The organism is Halioxenophilus sp. WMMB6, assembly GCF_033283405.1.
Taxonomy (GTDB): domain Bacteria; phylum Pseudomonadota; class Gammaproteobacteria; order Pseudomonadales; family Cellvibrionaceae; genus Halioxenophilus.
Window position 1 is genome coordinate 402826 of the sequence record NZ_JAWMQR010000001.1, and the last position, 17859, is coordinate 420684.

Annotated in this window: 14 protein-coding genes; 10 read left to right on the forward strand and 4 right to left on the reverse strand. The window is 49.5% G+C overall.

Annotation, left to right across the window (positions count from 1 at the left end; translation table 11 throughout):
* The first annotated feature begins 346 nt into the window (after positions 1 to 346).
* Positions 347 to 1756, forward strand: a complete 1410-nt coding sequence (sthA, locus tag SBL51_RS01640) for a Si-specific NAD(P)(+) transhydrogenase (RefSeq protein ID WP_317928726.1) — start codon at positions 347 to 349, stop codon at positions 1754 to 1756.
* 63 nt (positions 1757 to 1819) lie between these two features.
* On the opposite strand, the gene nhaB is transcribed toward sthA, so the two are convergent.
* Positions 1820 to 3352, reverse strand: coding sequence for a sodium/proton antiporter NhaB (gene nhaB, locus SBL51_RS01645; RefSeq protein ID WP_317928727.1), 1533 nt, complete (start codon positions 3350 to 3352; stop codon positions 1820 to 1822).
* A gap of 782 nt (positions 3353 to 4134) precedes the next feature.
* On the opposite strand from nhaB, the gene SBL51_RS01650 reads away from it, so the two are divergent.
* The 9 genes from SBL51_RS01650 (at position 4135) to SBL51_RS01690 (ending at position 13491) form a co-directional block, all read left to right on the forward strand.
* Complete coding sequence (locus SBL51_RS01650) at positions 4135 to 5808, forward strand: hypothetical protein (RefSeq protein ID WP_317928728.1); 1674 nt, start codon at positions 4135 to 4137, stop codon at positions 5806 to 5808.
* A 5-nt stretch (positions 5809 to 5813) separates the two neighbouring features.
* On the forward strand, positions 5814 to 6620 hold the full coding sequence (nudC, locus tag SBL51_RS01655; protein WP_317928729.1) for an NAD(+) diphosphatase: 807 nt from the start codon (positions 5814 to 5816) through the stop codon (positions 6618 to 6620).
* Positions 6621 to 6632: 12 nt separating this feature from the next.
* The gene (locus SBL51_RS01660) at positions 6633 to 7286 is read left to right on the forward strand and encodes a DUF4006 family protein (protein WP_317928730.1); all 654 of its coding nucleotides are present in this window, start codon (positions 6633 to 6635) and stop codon (positions 7284 to 7286) included.
* A gap of 12 nt (positions 7287 to 7298) precedes the next feature.
* Entirely contained in the window at positions 7299 to 8363 is a 1065-nt protein-coding gene (gene sohB, locus SBL51_RS01665; RefSeq protein WP_317928731.1) for a protease SohB, read from the forward strand.
* 3 nt (positions 8364 to 8366) lie between these two features.
* The gene (gene trmH / locus SBL51_RS01670) at positions 8367 to 9068 is read left to right on the forward strand and encodes a tRNA (guanosine(18)-2'-O)-methyltransferase TrmH (RefSeq protein WP_317928732.1); all 702 of its coding nucleotides are present in this window, start codon (positions 8367 to 8369) and stop codon (positions 9066 to 9068) included.
* A 271-nt stretch (positions 9069 to 9339) separates the two neighbouring features.
* Entirely contained in the window at positions 9340 to 9891 is a 552-nt protein-coding gene (locus SBL51_RS01675) for a DUF1285 domain-containing protein (protein WP_317928733.1), read from the forward strand.
* A 145-nt stretch (positions 9892 to 10036) separates the two neighbouring features.
* Positions 10037 to 10237 carry a DUF2788 domain-containing protein gene (locus tag SBL51_RS01680; protein WP_317928734.1) on the forward strand — a complete coding sequence of 67 codons (201 nt, stop codon included), beginning with the start codon at positions 10037 to 10039 and terminating at the stop codon, positions 10235 to 10237.
* A gap of 43 nt (positions 10238 to 10280) precedes the next feature.
* Complete coding sequence (locus SBL51_RS01685; RefSeq protein ID WP_317928735.1) at positions 10281 to 12452, forward strand: response regulator; 2172 nt, start codon at positions 10281 to 10283, stop codon at positions 12450 to 12452.
* Between the two features lie 37 nt (positions 12453 to 12489).
* Positions 12490 to 13491, forward strand: a complete 1002-nt coding sequence (locus tag SBL51_RS01690; RefSeq protein WP_317928736.1) for a tyrosine-protein phosphatase — start codon at positions 12490 to 12492, stop codon at positions 13489 to 13491.
* Here SBL51_RS01690 and SBL51_RS01695 read toward each other — a convergent pair.
* The 3 genes from SBL51_RS01695 to SBL51_RS01705 form a co-directional block, all read right to left on the reverse strand.
* On the reverse strand, positions 13475 to 14557 hold the full coding sequence (locus SBL51_RS01695) for a mechanosensitive ion channel family protein (RefSeq protein ID WP_317928737.1): 1083 nt from the start codon (positions 14555 to 14557) through the stop codon (positions 13475 to 13477). The genes SBL51_RS01690 and SBL51_RS01695 overlap by 17 nt on opposite strands.
* Before the next feature lie 97 nt (positions 14558 to 14654).
* Complete coding sequence (xthA, locus tag SBL51_RS01700) at positions 14655 to 15467, reverse strand: exodeoxyribonuclease III (RefSeq protein ID WP_317928738.1); 813 nt, start codon at positions 15465 to 15467, stop codon at positions 14655 to 14657.
* Positions 15464 to 17566, reverse strand: coding sequence for a carboxy terminal-processing peptidase (locus tag SBL51_RS01705; protein ID WP_317928739.1), 2103 nt, complete (start codon positions 17564 to 17566; stop codon positions 15464 to 15466). The genes xthA and SBL51_RS01705 overlap by 4 nt, the downstream gene beginning before the upstream one ends.
* Between the last annotated feature and the right edge of the window lie 293 nt (positions 17567 to 17859).

A 17859-nucleotide genomic window follows, 5' to 3' on the forward strand; every position in this document is an offset into this window, starting at 1 on the left:
GCGGTACATCCCAGTCTGGCCAAGTGCTATTGAATCTCTGCTATTGACGGGTTACAGCCCATCTCTTGGTGGTCACCCCTGCCTTGGTCGTAATGATTGATTGTTGGTATTGGCGTAGTATCACCAATTAGTCGACTTATCAGTAGATGATTAATAATATCTTCATTCTTTACTAAACTAATTAAGTGGTTGGTTATAACCTGGGTGCTGCATAACAGTTGTTAGACGCGTCTTCATTCCTTTTCTTCTATTGCGGTTAGAGGGTCGATTGCGTTTGTGGAAACTGTTATAGCCCTTGGTTGGCCGATTTCTTTATTGAAATCTGTATAGGGAGTATGCCTTCGGCATGAGCGAATTTAATTACGACGTTATCATTATCGGCTCCGGCCCGGCCGGTGAGTCTGCGGCAATTTACTGTGCGAAGCACGGTTTACGCACTGCGCTGATTGAGTCGCAGAGCATGGTGGGTGGCAACTGTGCACATAAAGGTACTATCCCCTCAAAGTCGCTGCGGCACGTTGTTAAGCAGATTATTCGCTTCAAAAACGATGCACTGTTCCGTGTGGTGGGTGATCATCGCCGATTACCGTTTCCAGAAGTGCTCAAGGCTGCATCCCGGGTGATTCCCAAGCAGGTGGAGATGCACGGCTCCAATTTTACCCGCAACCGTATTCAACTCTATTTTGGTTCTGCCAGTTTTCGGGATCAGAATACAGTAGAGATTTCCCTGAGTGACGGAGCGGTTGAGGTGATCACGGCGCAGACTATTGTGATTGCAACGGGCTCTCGACCTTATCGTCCAACCAATGTTGATTTCGACCATCCGCGCATCTACGACAGCGATACCATCCTCACTATGGAGCATACACCGCGAAGTTTGCTGATCTACGGCGCTGGTGTTATTGGTTGCGAGTACGCTTCGATATTTGTTGGTTTGGGTATTAAGGTTGATTTGCTCAACAGCCGCGAACGTTTATTGTCGTTCCTTGACGACGAAATTTCCGATGCCTTGAGTTATCACCTGCGCGATGGTGGAGTAATGGTTCGCCACAACGAGGAGTACCAATCCGTCGAGGGTGATAAAAAAGGTGTAACTATCACGCTAAACTCCGGTAAACGTCTGAGAGCGGACGCACTGCTCTGGTGTAATGGCCGCACCGGTAACACCGACCGTTTAAACCTGGAGAGCATTGGTTTAACGGCTGACCACCGTGGCCAATTAACAGTTGATAACAACTACCGAACTGAGGTGGATAATATCTACGCAGTGGGGGATGTTATCGGTTGGCCGAGCCTGGCCAGTGCCTCGTTTGATCAGGGAAGGGCTGTTGCCCGGGTGATTTGTGGTGAAGACTCCGAGGTGTTTGCCACCGATGTTCCCACCGGCATTTACACACTGCCAGAGATCAGTTCACTGGGTAAAACAGAGCGGGAGCTAACCGCGCAGAAGATTCCTTACGAGGTTGGTCGAGCGTTCTTCAAACACGTTGCCCGGGGTCAAATATCGGGTGAAGACGTGGGTATGCTGAAAATCCTTTTCCATGTGGATACCTTGGAAATACTTGGTATTCACTGCTTTGGTGCCGAAGCCTCGGAGATCATCCATATTGGCCAGGCAATTATGAAGCAGCAGGGGTCAGCCAATACCATTAAGTACTTCGTCTCCACCACGTTCAACTATCCCACCATGGCCGAGGCTTATCGACAAGCAGCGTTCAATGGCCTGAACCGTGTCAATCGCATGTCTGCCCGCTAGGGGTTCCTCTTGGGCCTGGTGATCTCCAGGCCCAGCTTCCTATCCTGAACGTCAATACTCTGGCTAAAGCAGCCAGGTCACACAACTGATACCGACCACCGACAACACCACAGTGTAGGGCAGGGCCATGATAACCATTCGGCCATAGGAGAGGCGGATGAGTGGCGCCAATGCGGAAGTTAACAAAAACAGGAACGCCGCCTGGCCATTGGGTGTGGCAACACTTGGTAAATTGGTGCCGGTGTTAATGGCAACAGCCAAGCGGTCAAAATGCTCTCTGGTAATGGTGATCTGTGATGGGTCGGTGTTATCCAGCGCCGCTTTCACCTCATTGATGTAGACGGTTGCGACAAACACATTATCGCTGATCATCGACAGCACCCCATTGGCGAGGAAAAACATCGGGGTTTGTTTTTCAACATCCATCGCCAACACTGCGTGAATAACGGGTGAAAAGAGGTGTTGATCGTGAATTACCGCTACTACGGAGAAGAACACCACGAGTAGAGCAGTGAACGGTAGGGCCTCTTCAAAGGCATGGCCAATTTGATGCTCTTCCACAATACCTGTAAAGGCCGTGGTGACAACGATAATGGTTAAGCCGATCAAGCCCACCTCTGCCAAGTGGAAGGCCAGTGCCAGTACCAGGAAGACGGCTACCAAGCCTTGCACAATCAGTGACGCAATATCGCGATTAGTCAGTTGCTTGGTCTGCCGCTCGCCAAACTCCTCAAGGACTCGACGTACGGTCTCCGGCAGTTTGGTGCCATAACCAAACAGCTTAGTTTTCTCCAAGATAATGCAGGTGGTTAAGCCCACAATAAAACAGGGTATGGTCACTGGCGACATCATGTGCGCAAAAGTAACGAAGTCCCAGTCTGCGATCTCCGCAATCAACAGGTTTTGCGGCTCACCCACCAGGGTACAAACGCCACCCAAGGCTGTGCCAATGGCACCGTGCATCATCAGGCTGCGCAAAAACGCTCTGAATTCTTCCAAATCACTTCGGTGGTATTCAATAACTGTACTGTCATCTGCATGGTCGTGATCCTGGTCCTGATGAATCTGCTTGCCTGACGCAACCTTGTGATAAACCGAGTAGAAACCAACAATGACACTGATCAGCACGGCTGTAACGGTTAGTGCATCCAGAAAGGCCGACAAAAAGGCCGCTGAGAGTACGAAAAGCAGCGAAAGTGCTAACTTTGATTTAACCCCGGTAATGATTTTTGTGAATAGATAGAGCAGTAGGTTCTTCATGAAGTAGATACCTGCCACCATGAAGATCAGCAGCAATATCACCTCAAGGTTGGCCTCCACCTCATGGTAGATGGTATCGGTATTGGTCAGGTTCAGGAGCACGGCTTCCAGAGCCAGCAAGCCGCCTGGCTGTAATGGGTAGCATTTTAATGCCATGGCCAGGGTAAAGATGAACTCGGCAATCAGCAGCCATCCGGCGATAAATGACCCGGACTCTCCTCCGAACCACATAACCAACGGGTTCACTACTAGGAACGCCAAGATGGACTGTTTGTACCAGGTTGGGGCCTGACCCAGAAAATTTCTCCCGAAGGCGCTGGGAAGGGATATGTCCATGCCTGAATCCTTATTTAATAGACTGATAACTGGAGTATAGGGGTGGGTTTGAAATTGGTTTCAGCGTGTGCCACGACTCTGGCAGGGGAGGTGAGGCTATCTGTATTAACGCTAGAGCCGCGGATGTTAAAACCAGGGGTGCTTGGGGCATATAGGGTAGCTCGGCTCTCGGGGCTAGCAACGTACAGTAAACATGATTGTTAACAGTCTAATCATTCTGATTTGATATTAGCAAATTATTGTTTATGAAGAATATTTTACTTCAGGGGCTGTCGGGATAGTAATTATAGGATGTTCCCCAGGTTTACTGTTTACACAATTAAATTTGTAGAAAAATTCTGCAATTTCAATTACATCACATCGAAAATTAAAGTAACAGCTAGAATTATAGTAAGTTATGAGAGAGCATTGCCCAATTGTGCTGCTGAAATAAGCGGTTGGGAATGGCCGGTATGTTCTCACTTATTGCGAAACTCGGCAATTAATGCCCAGCCTCACTTTGCAGCTGAGGGAGTTAGTCCGCTGACGGTAAGAACTTTAATCGTCAACGACTGCGCCTAGCGACCATTTTGGGCCTAAACTTAGGGCGGGAATCGTTTCCAGACGGCTCCCTTAGAGAACATAGTGGATAACAGTATTAATAAGAATGACTGTATTTGACGAAGCTAATATGCGTTTAGTCGGCTGCCCAGGTTATGGCACACAGCGGACTCTATGTGGTTGTAGCGACTATTAAGGTGGAATCCGTGGTACACACCCCTCCAACTAACGTTATAAGTGCCTTGAAACTGGTTCGAGATGAGCTGCTCACAACGATTGAAACATCCGCAAGGGACATAGAAGACTTTTTTGGCAGCAGTAGTGATGGTTCTAAGTTACAAGCCAGTATCGAAGGTTTGCAGCAGATCACTGGTACGCTGGCCATGATTCAGCTGAGCGGGCCACATCAACTGGCCGCCAGTATTCTGGAAGTCGCGCAAGATATCACTCCCGGGGATAAAACCGTGGCAGAGGGTACTTTACAGTCCCTAACCAACGCTTTCTTTGTGTTGCCGCGTTACCTGGAGTTTTTGGAAAATACCAAAACCGACCATCCGGAGTTGCTGCTACCTTGGATAAATGAACTGCGCGCTTGTTGTGGCAAATCGGCACTGCCTGATAGCCACTTTTTCAAAATAGTGCGTTATCCCGCGTCAGTCGCGAATCTGACCTGGATAAAAGCGTCGAGCCAGCAGAGTGGCGACCTTAAAGCCGCCGCCACGCGTTTGCGCCACATGTACCAGATCGGTTTGGTAGCACTGCTACAGAATAAGCCGGTCAAGCCACCTCTGAAAATGATGTCAATAGCCCTTGAGCGATTGACTGGTCTGTACAGTAAACGTCCTGTTGGCGTGCTATTTGCCGCTGGTGAACTGGCAATTAAAGCGAGTTTAAGTGGGCGCGCAGAGCTGTCCATGTCGCGTAGAAAGCTGCTCATGCTGGTCGAAAAGCTGATTCGAACTCTGATCAAAACCGATGTCGATGCCAGCAAAACTGTACCGCCCAAACAGCTCTACAATGAGTTTGTCTACTGGTGTGCAATCAGCCCAATCTCCGCCGGCACGGATCAAAAAATCAACAAATTGCTGACTGAGTTCGGGATCTCTCGAGCTAATTACACCGATAAACAGTTACAAAAAGAGGCGGAGATTCTCAGCGGGCCCAGCCTCAACACCATTCAATCGGTAATTTCAGTATTCGAGGAAGAGATAGAATCGGCTAAACGTATGTTGGAGTTAAGTGCTCAGGCGCAGAGCACAGCTGATTTTGATACCCTGGTCGATCTATTGAAGAAACTCGCCGATATTCTGGCGGTAATCGGCTTAACCAAGCCAAGCATCCGCTTGAAGGAGCAGGCTAAAGTCATTTCCGGACTGCATGCCACCGGTGGTCAACCAGATAGAGCAGTGTTGTCAGAGGTGGCCGATGCCTTCTTGCAGATAGAAAGCTCAGTGGTTCTGTTTAAAAATCAGGCAGGTTACCAATCGGGTGAAACCCAGGATGCAGATGTTGCCATCGCCGACCGGCAGTTGGCTGAAGCCGAACTGATAGTCTTGCAGGAGGCTGAGACCGGTTTGCTAATGGTGAAACGTGCGCTAAGCGCCTTTGCTGAATCGAACTATGATACGGGGCATATACGTAATGTGGCCAAAACACTGGGCACTATTAAAGGTGGTATGACGCTGCTGCACCGTCAGCGTTGTGCGCAGGTTCTCGCACTGGCAGAGAAGTTTATAGAAGAGGAGTTGTTGGGAGAGGACCACCCAGCAGTTTTGCAGCAGTTATTGGAGACTTTTGCCGATTGCATCGTTAGTTTGGAGTACTATGTTACTGCTTTGCAGTCCGACAAAAATACCGATGACAGTATTCTCCAAATTGCTGAAACCAGCCTGAGCTCTTTGGGATTAATAAAATAGCTCCCATGATCAACTCCCTTGATTTATACATCGTTGTACAAAACGGCCGTTTGCTCTGTCTGAATGGCCAGCAGACTCTCCATACTCTACCCACGTTACTGGATCTTGGCGTTATTGCAGCTGCCGATCAAATCGACTCGCATTCGCTTGGGCAATACAACCTCCAGAATCTGCACCTATTACCACTGTTGGCGGAGATGGGTTTTGAAGCCGTCGGTGCTGAAGGGCAGTGGCATTGGGCTGACCTACGCGAATTCCTCGCCCTGCACACCGACGACGAATTCCAATATCACGCGCGTGCCGTGCAGTACTTTCATTGGTTGCGAGAGCATCAATTTTGCGGTATTTGCGGTAGTGCCACGGCAATGGCAACAACAGAAAATGCCCTGGAATGCAAAACCTGCAATAAATTTTGGTTTCCTAGAATTCAACCCTGCATCATTACCTTAATCCATAATAAAGATAAGGTTTTGCTCGCCAAGCATCGCCGTTATACCACCAATACCTACAGCTGCATCGCGGGATTCGCTGAATCCGGTGAAAATCTCGAGCAAACACTAATGCGGGAAGTGGCAGAGGAGGTTGGTGTCCGCGTTCATAATTTGCGCTATTTCGGTAGTCAGGCATGGCCCTTTCCCTATCAATTGATGGTCGGATTCTTCGCCGAGTATTTAGATGGTGATATCCAGGTCGACCAAGACGAAATTGTGGCAGCCGAGTGGTGGTCTATCCATGATTTGCCTGATCACCCTCCATCCGTGTCTATCTCCGGGCAGTTGATTGAGCACTATGCTGCAAATCCAAAATTATAAAGTGAGAGAGCGATGTTTTATAACTTGATGACCATAGTACTGGTGGCCATAGGGGTATTGATTGGCTTTTTTGCCGCAAAAGTTCTTTTTCGTCATGGTTGGATTACTGGCTGGCTGCGCGGCATGGGTGGCATTTTGTTGCTGTTCTGTGCGGTTGTCTTCGCGCTCAGCGCTCTGGATTTCTTCAGTTACAAAGCCATAGTGGCGGAAAAAGCGGTCGCCACCCTAGAGTTCACTCGCAAGGGCGAGCAGGTGTTCCGTACCAAAATGATCACCACGGATGGCAAAGAGTATTACTTTGATATGCATGGTGATCAATGGCAGTTGGATGCCCGTATTATCAAATGGCCAGATACTCTAGCTGCAATGGGTGTGAAGCCGGCTTATCGCTTGGAGCGGCTTAGTGGGCGCTATTACTCCTGGGAGAAAGAACTCAATGAGCCGCGTTCAGTCTATCCCCTTGATGAAAACTACTACGGTTTGGATATCTGGAAATGGTCTCAAAAATTAAATTTGTCTGACATTGGCATTGATGCCACCTATGGTAGTGCAACCTATCTACCTATGGCCGATGGCGCACTCTATGAGGTGGCATTAACTCGCACAGGGCTAATCGCCAGGCCGTTTAACAAAGTCGCGGAAGATGCGATTAACCGTTGGAATTAACCGGGGGAAGATTTGGAATTTCTATATCAATATGGAATATTTTTGGCTAAAACGTTGACCATCGTCATAGCTATTGTATTGATCATCGCCTTAATTGCAGGTATTAGCGGGCGCAAAAAAAGCGGCCCGAAAGGGCATATCGAAGTTACTGATTTAAACGACTTCTACCAAGCCATGTTCGATACCGTGGAAGATTCGGTACTGACCGACGCTGAATTTAAAGTGCTGGAAAAAGAACGTTCGAAAAAGGCCAAAGCTGAAGCCAAGCAGGAAAAACTTGTCGCTAAAAGAGGTAAAGATGGAGCGCTAGCGAATACCAAGCACCGTCTATTTGTTATTGATTTTGATGGCGATATAAAAGCAAGCCAAGTCGATTCTCTTAAGCAAACGATCTCAGCCATTCTTCGTGTAGCCACCAGTCAGGATGAGGTCCTGGTCAAATTGGAAAGTGGTGGCGGTATGGTGCACAGCTATGGTTTGGCGGCCAGCCAGCTCGACCGGATCAAGGCCAAGGAGATTCCCTTAACTGTTGCCGTCGATAAGATCGCAGCCAGCGGAGGATATATGATGGCCTGCGTGGCCAACCGCATTATTGCAGCCCCTTTTGCCATTATTGGGTCCATCGGTGTCGTGGCACAAATGCCAAACTTCAACCGCCTGCTAAAAAAACATGATGTCGATTTCGAATTGCTGACAGCGGGTGAATATAAACGCACACTTACGATGTTTGGCGAAAACACCGACAAGGGGCGCTCCAAGTTTATTGAGGAGTTGGAATTAACCCATACTCTGTTTAAAGAGTATGTTGTTGAGCATCGCCAGGGTCTGGATATCGATGCTGTCGCCACCGGTGAAATCTGGTATGGGCGTCAAGCATTAGAAAAAAAATTGGTCGATGAAATTTGTACAAGCGACCAGTACATCATGGACCAGCTAGCAGAACGGCGGGTAGTTGCTGTTAATTACGCTTTGAAGAAAAACTTGGTCGAACGCATCAGTGGCGCGGCAGAAACCTCCTTCGACCGTCTGGTGATTCGCTGGTTAACCCGTCTTATGCCCAATCGTCCGCCGGTGTGACGAATGACACCGGAAAGATATCGCCGTCTTCTGCAGGCTCTGCAGTATCGACAGCCCGATCTGACTGTCATTACCGATGAGGTCCATAAAGGGCGCAATATCTCCGCCATAGTGCGTACCTGCGATGCTGTGGGCATCGATACGATCCATTGCGTCGTACCCGGTAGTGGGTATCGCGGTTACCGCGGAACTGCATCCGGCAGCCACAAATGGGTTAATGTGGAGCTCCACTCTCAATTGGATGGGGCGATACAAACTGCCAAGGCGCAATCAATGCAGGTGGTCGCCGCAGCGCTTAGCGAGCACAGCTGTAGTTATCTGGATATCGATTACACCAAGCCAACAGCTATTCTTGTGGGTGCCGAAAAGTTTGGTATCAGCGAAGCTGGCTTGGCTTCTGCCAATGTCCATGTCAGTGTACCGATGGTCGGGTTGGTTGAGTCCTTAAACGTTTCCGTCGCAGTGGCAATTATTCTGCAGGAGGTGCTGCGGCAACGTATGCAAGTGGGAATGTACGGGGCCAACCAATTGCCAGCAGAGGTCCAAAAACTCCGTTTTTTTCAGTGGGCGCACCCGAAGGTTGCCGCCTATTGTGATGAACGAAATTTAGACTATCCCGAAATAAATCCCGACGACGGTGAAATAATAGACCCTTCAGAATGGTATCGACGTGTCCGCGAGAGCGGTATAGACCAAAAAGGCTAAAACATAAAAAAAGAGCAGGGGCCAATAAAAAAGCCCGACGACTTGGGGGAGAACGTCGGGCAAAGACCATTAGGAGTGAAACATTAAGGAAAATTCCTTAACATCGGGCCGAAGCCCTACTGGCCGCAGGATTGGGGGGGATGCGACCAGTACACTTTAAGTATCGATCAAGCCTGAGAAACTTCCAGTGGTGGCTGCCTATTTTTTAAACCGATTCGGCATATTTGAATGATCGTTATTATTGAATCAGTATAAATATTAGGGTGGTGCCATGGCAGACAACATAGACCAGCTTTATAACCAACTGCAGGCAATGGATGCGCAATCGAAGTCATCATTGCCCCCCGTCGATCGCTGGAATCCAGAGTTGTCCGGTGTCATAGATATTGTCATAAAAAGCAATGGTGAATGGTTACATGAAGGCTCGCCAATAGTGCGTAAGCCGCTAGTGCGCTTATTCTCATCAATTCTTAAGAAAGAGGGCGGTGACTATTATTTGGTCACTCCTGTAGAAAAATGGCAAATTCGTGTTGATAGCTATCCTCTTTTCTACGACAGCCTAGAGATCTGCTCTGTAGCGGGACAAGAAGCCTTGGTGTTGAATGGGCCTAGCGATTACCCCGTGGCAATAGGGCGGGATCATTCGTTGTGGGTCGAGCAGCTCGCAGATGGCCCACTACCGGTAGTTGCTTGTCGGGATGGCTTGAATGGTGTTATAAGCCGCAACGTCTATTATGAGCTGGCCAATAGAGCCGTTGAAAACGATGCCGGCGAGATTGGTATCTGGAGTGGGGGCTGCTGGTTCTCATTAGAAGCGCATTAATTCGCTGAGGTTAGCGGATATTTCGTATAAACTAGCGCCACTAAGTGGCGGACTCTTTTAGCAGGGCAGGCTCTTTGGGACGGTGTCTACGAAGCAATTCGTCAGATACCGTAAATTAGCCCTTGAAGTTGTGGTGGTTTAAGTTGTGGATATTGATCAGTTCGAGAATATTTCGCTAATACTGGGCGTGGGGGGCTTAATGGCCTTCATGTTTTTTATTATCTGGGATCTCGCCAAGCAATCCCAAGCCGGCAAATTTGGCACGATTGTGCTGTTCGGGGCGCTGGGAATGGGGTTGCTGGGCTTTATCATCAAAACGGTCATCGTGGAGTATCTGGGCATCTGACCAGTCGTGGCCAAACCCCTAAGTTTTTGAGCTGATTGCTAAAATGCTTGATCTATTCACGCCAAACTCCAAAGTACAAAAAGACCGCAGTCTTATCCGGGAAACCGATTTCCGGATGGCGAAATACAGTCGTCGTGGACTGCTGCTCTCAATCACTGTTTTTACGGTCACCCTGATACTGGGTGACTTCTTCAAGCAATCGATAAATCTCGCTATTGGGCTCGCGGCGGCCCTATTGCTGATCACCCTTCTGCGTGGCTACCTGATGTTTGGCTTTGATGCCATCTATCCCAGGGCACCGGCGAAATGGCGGACGATGTTTTTCTTGTCCTCGATGCTGGGGGCTACCTGGTGGGGCATTATTGTTGCCTGTATCACCTACGTGCTGGGTTTTAAAGGCGAGACCCTATTTCTGTGGCTGTATACCGTTGTGTTCTATTCGGGCATGTGTGCGGTGTTGGCTCCCTATTTGCGCTTCCTTACGCTTTACCTATTCCTGGGATTGGCTCCAATCATTGTCATCAGTTTTGTACTGAATACCGCTGATGGCTACCTCTATGGCTTGATAATGGCGCTGCTGTATCTGATGCTGCGTAACCAAGCCATGTTGTTGTGTGAGTCCTACTGGGAGCGGCTGGAAGCGAACTATATCCTCAAACAGCGTGCCGATACCCTGGAGTTGGAGAAGCGTGATTCACAGGCTGCTGCCCAACTTAATCATGAGTTTCTCGTGCAACTGAGCGATGAATTCCGCTCCACCTTAAACGACATTGTCGGTGCGCTTTCTGTGCTATCCCACGATAGCAATATCACTGATAAACAGCGCCAACTGCTCTCAATCGCCGAAAAAGCCGGCGAGCGGCAGTTACAGATGGTCAATAGTGTTATCGACTACTCCAAAATCAAAGCGCACAAATTACTTTTGGATGAAACCGTTTTTAACCTGCCAAAGTTAATTGAAGAGAGCTTCGATGAGAAAGAGGTCGATGCTGAGATACACGGCAAAGAGTTTTCGCTCAATTTTGCTGAGCATATTCCCACTCGTGTAAAAGGCGATTCCATCCGCACATCGCAACTGATCAATAGCCTCATTGACCAGTCTATCTCGCTCGGCCAGGGAACAGATCTAATAGTCAATATTCATTGTGAGCAGGATGGTAGTGCGCAACTGAGTTTGTCTATCGATATCATCGACGAGGGCGAGAGCAATGCGGCCGCCTTGATTGGCATGGGAATGTCGCAAAGCACGCCCAAGGTGAGCGGCTTTAACCTCAACATGAGTAAACATTTGGCCGTAGCCATGGGCGGCGATATCGGTATCACCGACTCAGAGAAATTAACTTTCTGGCTCGAGTTGCCGTTGACACCGCTCTCAAGCCAATCTTTCCTGAAACAGTACGAAAGCAAATTTCACGGCGAGCATGTGCTGGTTATCGATGCTCCACGCAAGATCGAGCAGGAGCTGTTGGAGATCTTTACCGGCTGGGGTCTGAAGCCTCTATTTGCCACAGCGAGCCAAGATCTCACGGAAATTATGCAAGAACATTTTGATAAAGGTCGGGATCTCGATTTGGTGCTGATCTTCTCTCGAAAAGATAGCCTCACCGCCATCCCTCAATCTCAAAAAATAGTTCAACTCGAGGCTGTTAACGACGTGCCTCAGGTATTGGTTGTCAGCCATCTTCAGGCAGGATCACGTATCCTTGCGCGCTATATCGAAGAGAAAAACGCTATTCAGGTGATTCAAAAGCCCATTACCCAGGATAAGCTTTATCAAGCGTTCAGTAATATCTGGCTACAGCCACAAGCGGAGCAGGCTCGCAAGCTATCCAAAATACTGCTGATAGAAGATAACTCCGTTGATCAGTTGGTTATCTCCAACATGCTGGAGAAAATGAATTTCTCGCTGGATGTTACCGCCAGTGCGGAGAGTGGCTTAAAGCGGTTGGAGCAGCGCGATTATGATCTGGTATTCCTCTCCTGCCACCTGAATGGTTGTGAAGATTGCCGAGATAGTTTTGCCCTGGCGCAACAGATACGGGAACTCAATGAACGTGAGCAAAAACGGGTGCCCTTGTTGGGCTTGACCATGGTGAAAAATGACCAGCTCGACCGCCTCTGCTTAACCTCGGGCATTGACGATACCATTGCCAAGCCGATACGTAGGGATGAGCTTAAAAAGCAGTTGGATCACTGGTTAGTCACTCACGCTTAGCTCAATTGACTGTTTTATTTCGCCGGGGAGGAGGCTAGTGAAGGGTTTTATAACCGCCCATGCCAGTGTTGATGAGTTTGGTCTGCATCGCCTGCAGTGGCGTTTAAGTGAGCCCAGCGACGTCGCCATCTACCTGTTATCAGGCGCTGGTGAAAAACGTTTGCTAGGCACCTCTGACTCTGCAGATTTTGTCGTAAACGATTCACTTCCTGCTGGTAAGCATAGCTTTCTGCTGGTTACCAGCGATGATCAGGTGGTAGTCGCAGAGCGTCGAGTAGCGCTTGCTGGTACCCCAAATCTCAGGGACTTTGGCGGGTATGTTACGCAGCACGGCGCTTCTGTGCGCTGGGGTTCATTTTATCGCTCTGGCAAACTTTCGGCGTTAACGGCAGACGATCAACAGCGCCTCGTGGATGCGGGAATCAATCAGATTTTCGACTTCAGGCGCCCGGAAGAGATTAACCTTGCTCCAACCACGCTCAACTTTATTGCCCAGCCTATCAGCATAGACAATCTCCCTATTGGTGGCGGTGGTGCGCGAAGCTTTAATAAGCTGGTTATGGATGAAACCATTGCCAAGCCCGAACTGCTGGCAGGTATGAAGGCTATATACCGCGATCTGGCCTTGGCCCAGGGCGCCGTTTACCGAAAAATATTCGACTACCTGTTGCATCAAGATCAGCCCCTTCTACTGCACTGCACCGCCGGCAAGGATCGAACTGGAGTTGGGGTAGCCTTGATTCTTATGGCGCTTGGGGTTAATCGTAAAACTATCATGCAGGACTACCTGCTTACGTCTGAGTTTTACCCCTCCGATATCGAGTGGCAGGAGATGCTGCAACATTTTGAGAGCCAACCCAAGATTGTCGATAATCTCCGATACTTGTTATCCGTTCAGCCAGAGTTTCTCGCCACCCTGTTTGAGGTCATTGACGATCAATTCGACGGTGATGAGCACTATTTAAAAGCCGTTTTCGGTTTCGATGATGCTGAGCTCGCCGAATTACGCCACAAGTGGTTGGCTAATCCGAGCCACTAAAGAGCGCCGCTTTCTCCTGGCTTATGTTTAAGGCTCTGATGGGGTAAGGTATGACGATACCTTCCTCGGCATAGCGCTTGTGTAGCTTCTTGATAAATGCCGAGGTAATAAAAAAGCGGTTAAAATACTCTTTGCCGCGTAAAATGACGGTGAAGTTTATGCTGGAGCTATCAAAGGTGTGGTAGTTCATAAAGGGCTCAAAGCTCGGCACAGCCATCTCGTGGCTGTGCAGAACTTCGCGGGCCACCTCCAGGGTGACGCGCTCGACGTGATCCAAATCGGAATCGTAATGTACCCCCACCTCCACCGGCACGGATAACTCCTTCACCGGGTAGTAATAGTTGATAATCTTCGACTGTGACAACACGCTGTTGGGCATGATCACTGTATTGTTAGGTAACATTTTTATCCAGGTTGAGCGCCAGCCTATCTTCTCGACAAAGCCCTGTTCGCCAGAATCCAACTCAATAAAATCACCCACCCGTATCGGTTTGTCGGCCACCAACTGAACCCCAGAGAAGAAGTTCTCCAAGGTGGGTTGCAGGGCCAGTGCCACTGCCAGAGACGAGATACCTAGGGAGGCAATTATTGGGGTGATGGAGACGCCGAGTGTGCCCAGCACAATCAGAACACCCAGCCCGATAATCACTGTTCGGCTAACGCCGGTTACCAATCCCCGGCTGTTTTTCAAAAGCTCACTGCTCTCTGAATACTTTTTGATAGCGCCAACCGTGGTTCGCTCCACGAAGATAATCATGGATAAAATCAGTAACACTCGCGTAGTGTAGGAAAAATATTGATCCCAGTTGCCGGCATTGGGGAGGTAATAGCTAAGAATGCTGTTCAGCGGCCAAAGGCTGATCGCCAGGATGATGATATCCAGCGGACGCTTCAATGAGCTGATAATCAGGGAGTCGAGAAAAAAAGGTGTTCTTGCAATCAGCGCTTCCACACGCGCGAGAATTATATATTTAACCAGAATCAGTAAAACCAACACACCCAGGTAGCCCAGGCTGAGTAGTAACCAGGGGGGCAGATGGTCGAGCTGAAGTGTATCGAGAGGCATGCGTACAGTGCTCCAGTTCTGAATGCAAAGATAATGCTATCGCCAAAAGACGAGGCGTGAACTTATGCTACTGATACAGGAAGGTAAAAAGAAAACGCTAGCTTGTAAAGCTAGTCCATACTGGACAGTGGTCGGAGGATTTCTCCATCGCACGAATATGATAGTCGATGCCAGAGTCGTCCATACGCTGGCAAAGGCCTTTGCTGGCGAGGATCAGGTCTATGCGTAAACCTCTTTTGGGTTCGCGCTCAAAACCTTTACTGCGGTAATCAAACCAGCTGTAGGTTTGGTCTTCGCTGGGGTAGCGGCAGCGGAAGGTATCAACGAGCCCCCAGTCCAGTAATTTTGCCAACCACTCGCGCTCTTCCGGAAGAAAACTACACTTACCGGTTCTTAACCACCGCTTGCGATTATCCTCGCCTATACCTATATCCAGGTCGGTGGGGGAGATGTTCATATCGCCAATGACCAAAAGCGCCTGGTCGGGTTTATAGCGGCTTTGAAGTAGGGCGGTTAACTCTTGGTAAAAATGGCGCTTGTTGGGGTATTTGGTTTCGTGAGCCTGATTCTCCCCTTGTGGGAAGTAGCCATTAATAATGGTCAGTGGGCCGCACTCTGAATCGAATTCACCCAAGATGAATCGCCGTTGGCTCTCTTCGGTATCGGAGTTAAAACCCTTTTGCAGGTGGTTGGCCGGGCTTTTCGAGAGGAGGGCAACGCCATAGTGGGTTTTCTGGCCATGAAAATAGGTGTTGTAACCCAATTGCTCAATTTCTGCCTGGGGAAATTCTGCGTCGGTGACTTTAGTCTCCTGCAGGCCGATAAAGTCGGGGCTGTGACGTTCGATCACAGCCTCGAGCTGATGCAGGCGGGCACGGATGCTGTTGACGTTAAACGAGACTACCTTCACTGATTTGCGCTTTCCGTGGTTTCAGTTTGCGCGGTGCGTGTTTGCTCGTGCAGGCGAATGTAGTCGGCGAGGATGTTTCCGCTCTCGATGAGGAGGGCATCTTTCTCCGTATCGATATCCACACCGGTGAACTCATCGCTCTCATCGGCCTGTTCTTCAGTGACATCGTCAATGGTTTTTAAAATCGGTTCACCTTTGGCTTGTCGTCGTTTGTTTTCCAGCTGTAGCAGCTCAGTTTCACGATCCTCTTTCTCTTTCATTCGGATCGCTTTATTGAGTGACAGCGTCGGCTTGTCGCGGTAGTGCTTGGCCAGCTCATATTGAGCATTAATAAACTGCATGTCTGGGTTGCTGGCGCTGCGCTTATCGTGTTGCGTCCTAAGCAGAGGCAACACGGCGGAGAAGTCGATGTACTTATCGTGTCTGACCGGATGGATCTGATCCCACTCCAGGGCGGTATCGTAGGTGCTTTCGCCGACCTCTTCCGGATCAATAATTTGCGGCAGGGTGATATCGGGGATGATTCCCCGGTGTTGGGTGCTATCGCCAGAGACACGATAAAATTTCGATTCGGTGATTTTCAATTGGCCTTCGTGCATTTGCGTGAGGGTTTGCACGGTACCTTTACCGAAGGATTGAGTTCCCACAATCAGACCACGATTGTAATCCTGGATGGCGCCGGCGAAGATCTCAGAAGCGCTGGCGCTCAGGCGGTTAACCATCACAATCAAGGGGCCACGATAGATCGCCTTATGGCGGCTGCGGTTACGGCGGGAGATCTCTTGGTTGGTTTCACGGATTTGCACCACCGGGCCGGCATCGATAAAGAGGTCGGTCAGCATGGTCGCTTCGGTCAAAGAGCCGCCACCATTGTTGCGTAAATCGAGAATCACACCATCGACATGCTCAGCTTCCAGTTCGTCCAGGAGTTTGCGAACGTCGTTGGTAGTGCTTTTGTAATCCGGCTCACGGCGGCGATAGCCTTCAAAATCGAGGTAGAAGGCGGGGATATCAATCACCCCCAATTTTATGGTGCCGCCGGCTCCATCGGGTACCTCAAATACCGCTTTTTTGGCGGCCTGCTCTTCAAGTTTTACCTTGTTGCGGGTAATCGCGATCACTTTGGTATCGCTCTCTGACGCGCCATCCGCAGGAATGATCTGCAGGCGCACAACAGAGTCTTTCGGGCCGCGGATAAGGCTGACCACTTCGTCCAGACGCCAGCCGACTACATCCACCAGTTCACCCTCTTTACCCTGGCCTACGGCGACAATACGGTCGGCGGCTTTTAGGTCGCCCTGTTTGTCGGCGGGGCCGGCCGTAACAATTCTCACCACTTTGGTGTACTCGTCCTCGGTTTGCAGCACGGCACCAATACCCTCAAGCGAGAGTGACATATTGATGGTGAAGTTCTCTTCCGAGCGGGGGGAGAAATAGCTGGTGTGCGGGTCGTAAATTTCGGTCAGTGAGTTGATCAGGATTTCAAATACATCCTGTTGATCCTGTTGGCTTAACCGTTTGAGTTGGTTGGAATAGCGGCGAACCAGGGTCTCTTTAGCTTCATCGACGCTCTTGTCGGCCAGTACCAAATTGAGCACAGCGGATTTGATTCGCTTGCGCCAGTACTCATCTGCCGCTGATTTTGACTCGAACCACTTACCGCTTTTGTCCCGGTCCAGCTCTATCGATTCGTCGATACTGAAGTCGAACTGGGTTTTTGGGTCTTCAAGCAGCCCGATAACCTGCTCCAGGCGCGACTCAACGCGGTCTCGATAGGTGTTGTAGATCTCATAGCCGGGGGAGAGATCACCTTCGCGCAGGTGATCGTCGAGTTTGGTTTTGTAGCGGTCGAAGCCGTTGATATCGCTGGCCAGAAAGAATGCTTTGGAAGGATCCAGGTTGGAGAGGAGATTCTCGTAATACTTTTCCGACAGGTTGTTGTTAACCCGCTGGACCCGGTAGTGCTTGCTGCTTAAGGTATCGATGATCTCAGCCAGGGTTTGCGACTGGGATTCGGTAATACGGATAGGCTCAGGCTTAGCGCAGGCGTTGATGGCGATTGCGCCCAGTAAGACACTAACAAATAACTTTTGAAACATTCTTTAAGCCTTTGTTTTAGATAAGTTTATCGATATAGCGAGCTATCATGGAGGTGATGGGGGAGGCGGTCATTATAGAGGCCGAACTGGCCACTTTTGACTCGTTTAGATGATTGATTGTTCCCGTACGTGACGCCTTTATCATAATTTGCAACAGCTAGGTCCCATCGTCATGCAAATTTTGCTTGCACATTTAGCCCGATTCATACAGTTTAGCCGCCCAAATCGGGCTATGGGCTACGGTAATCTGTTTATGTGGCCGATAGTCTAGCAGTCCCGGTATCTGCACTCTA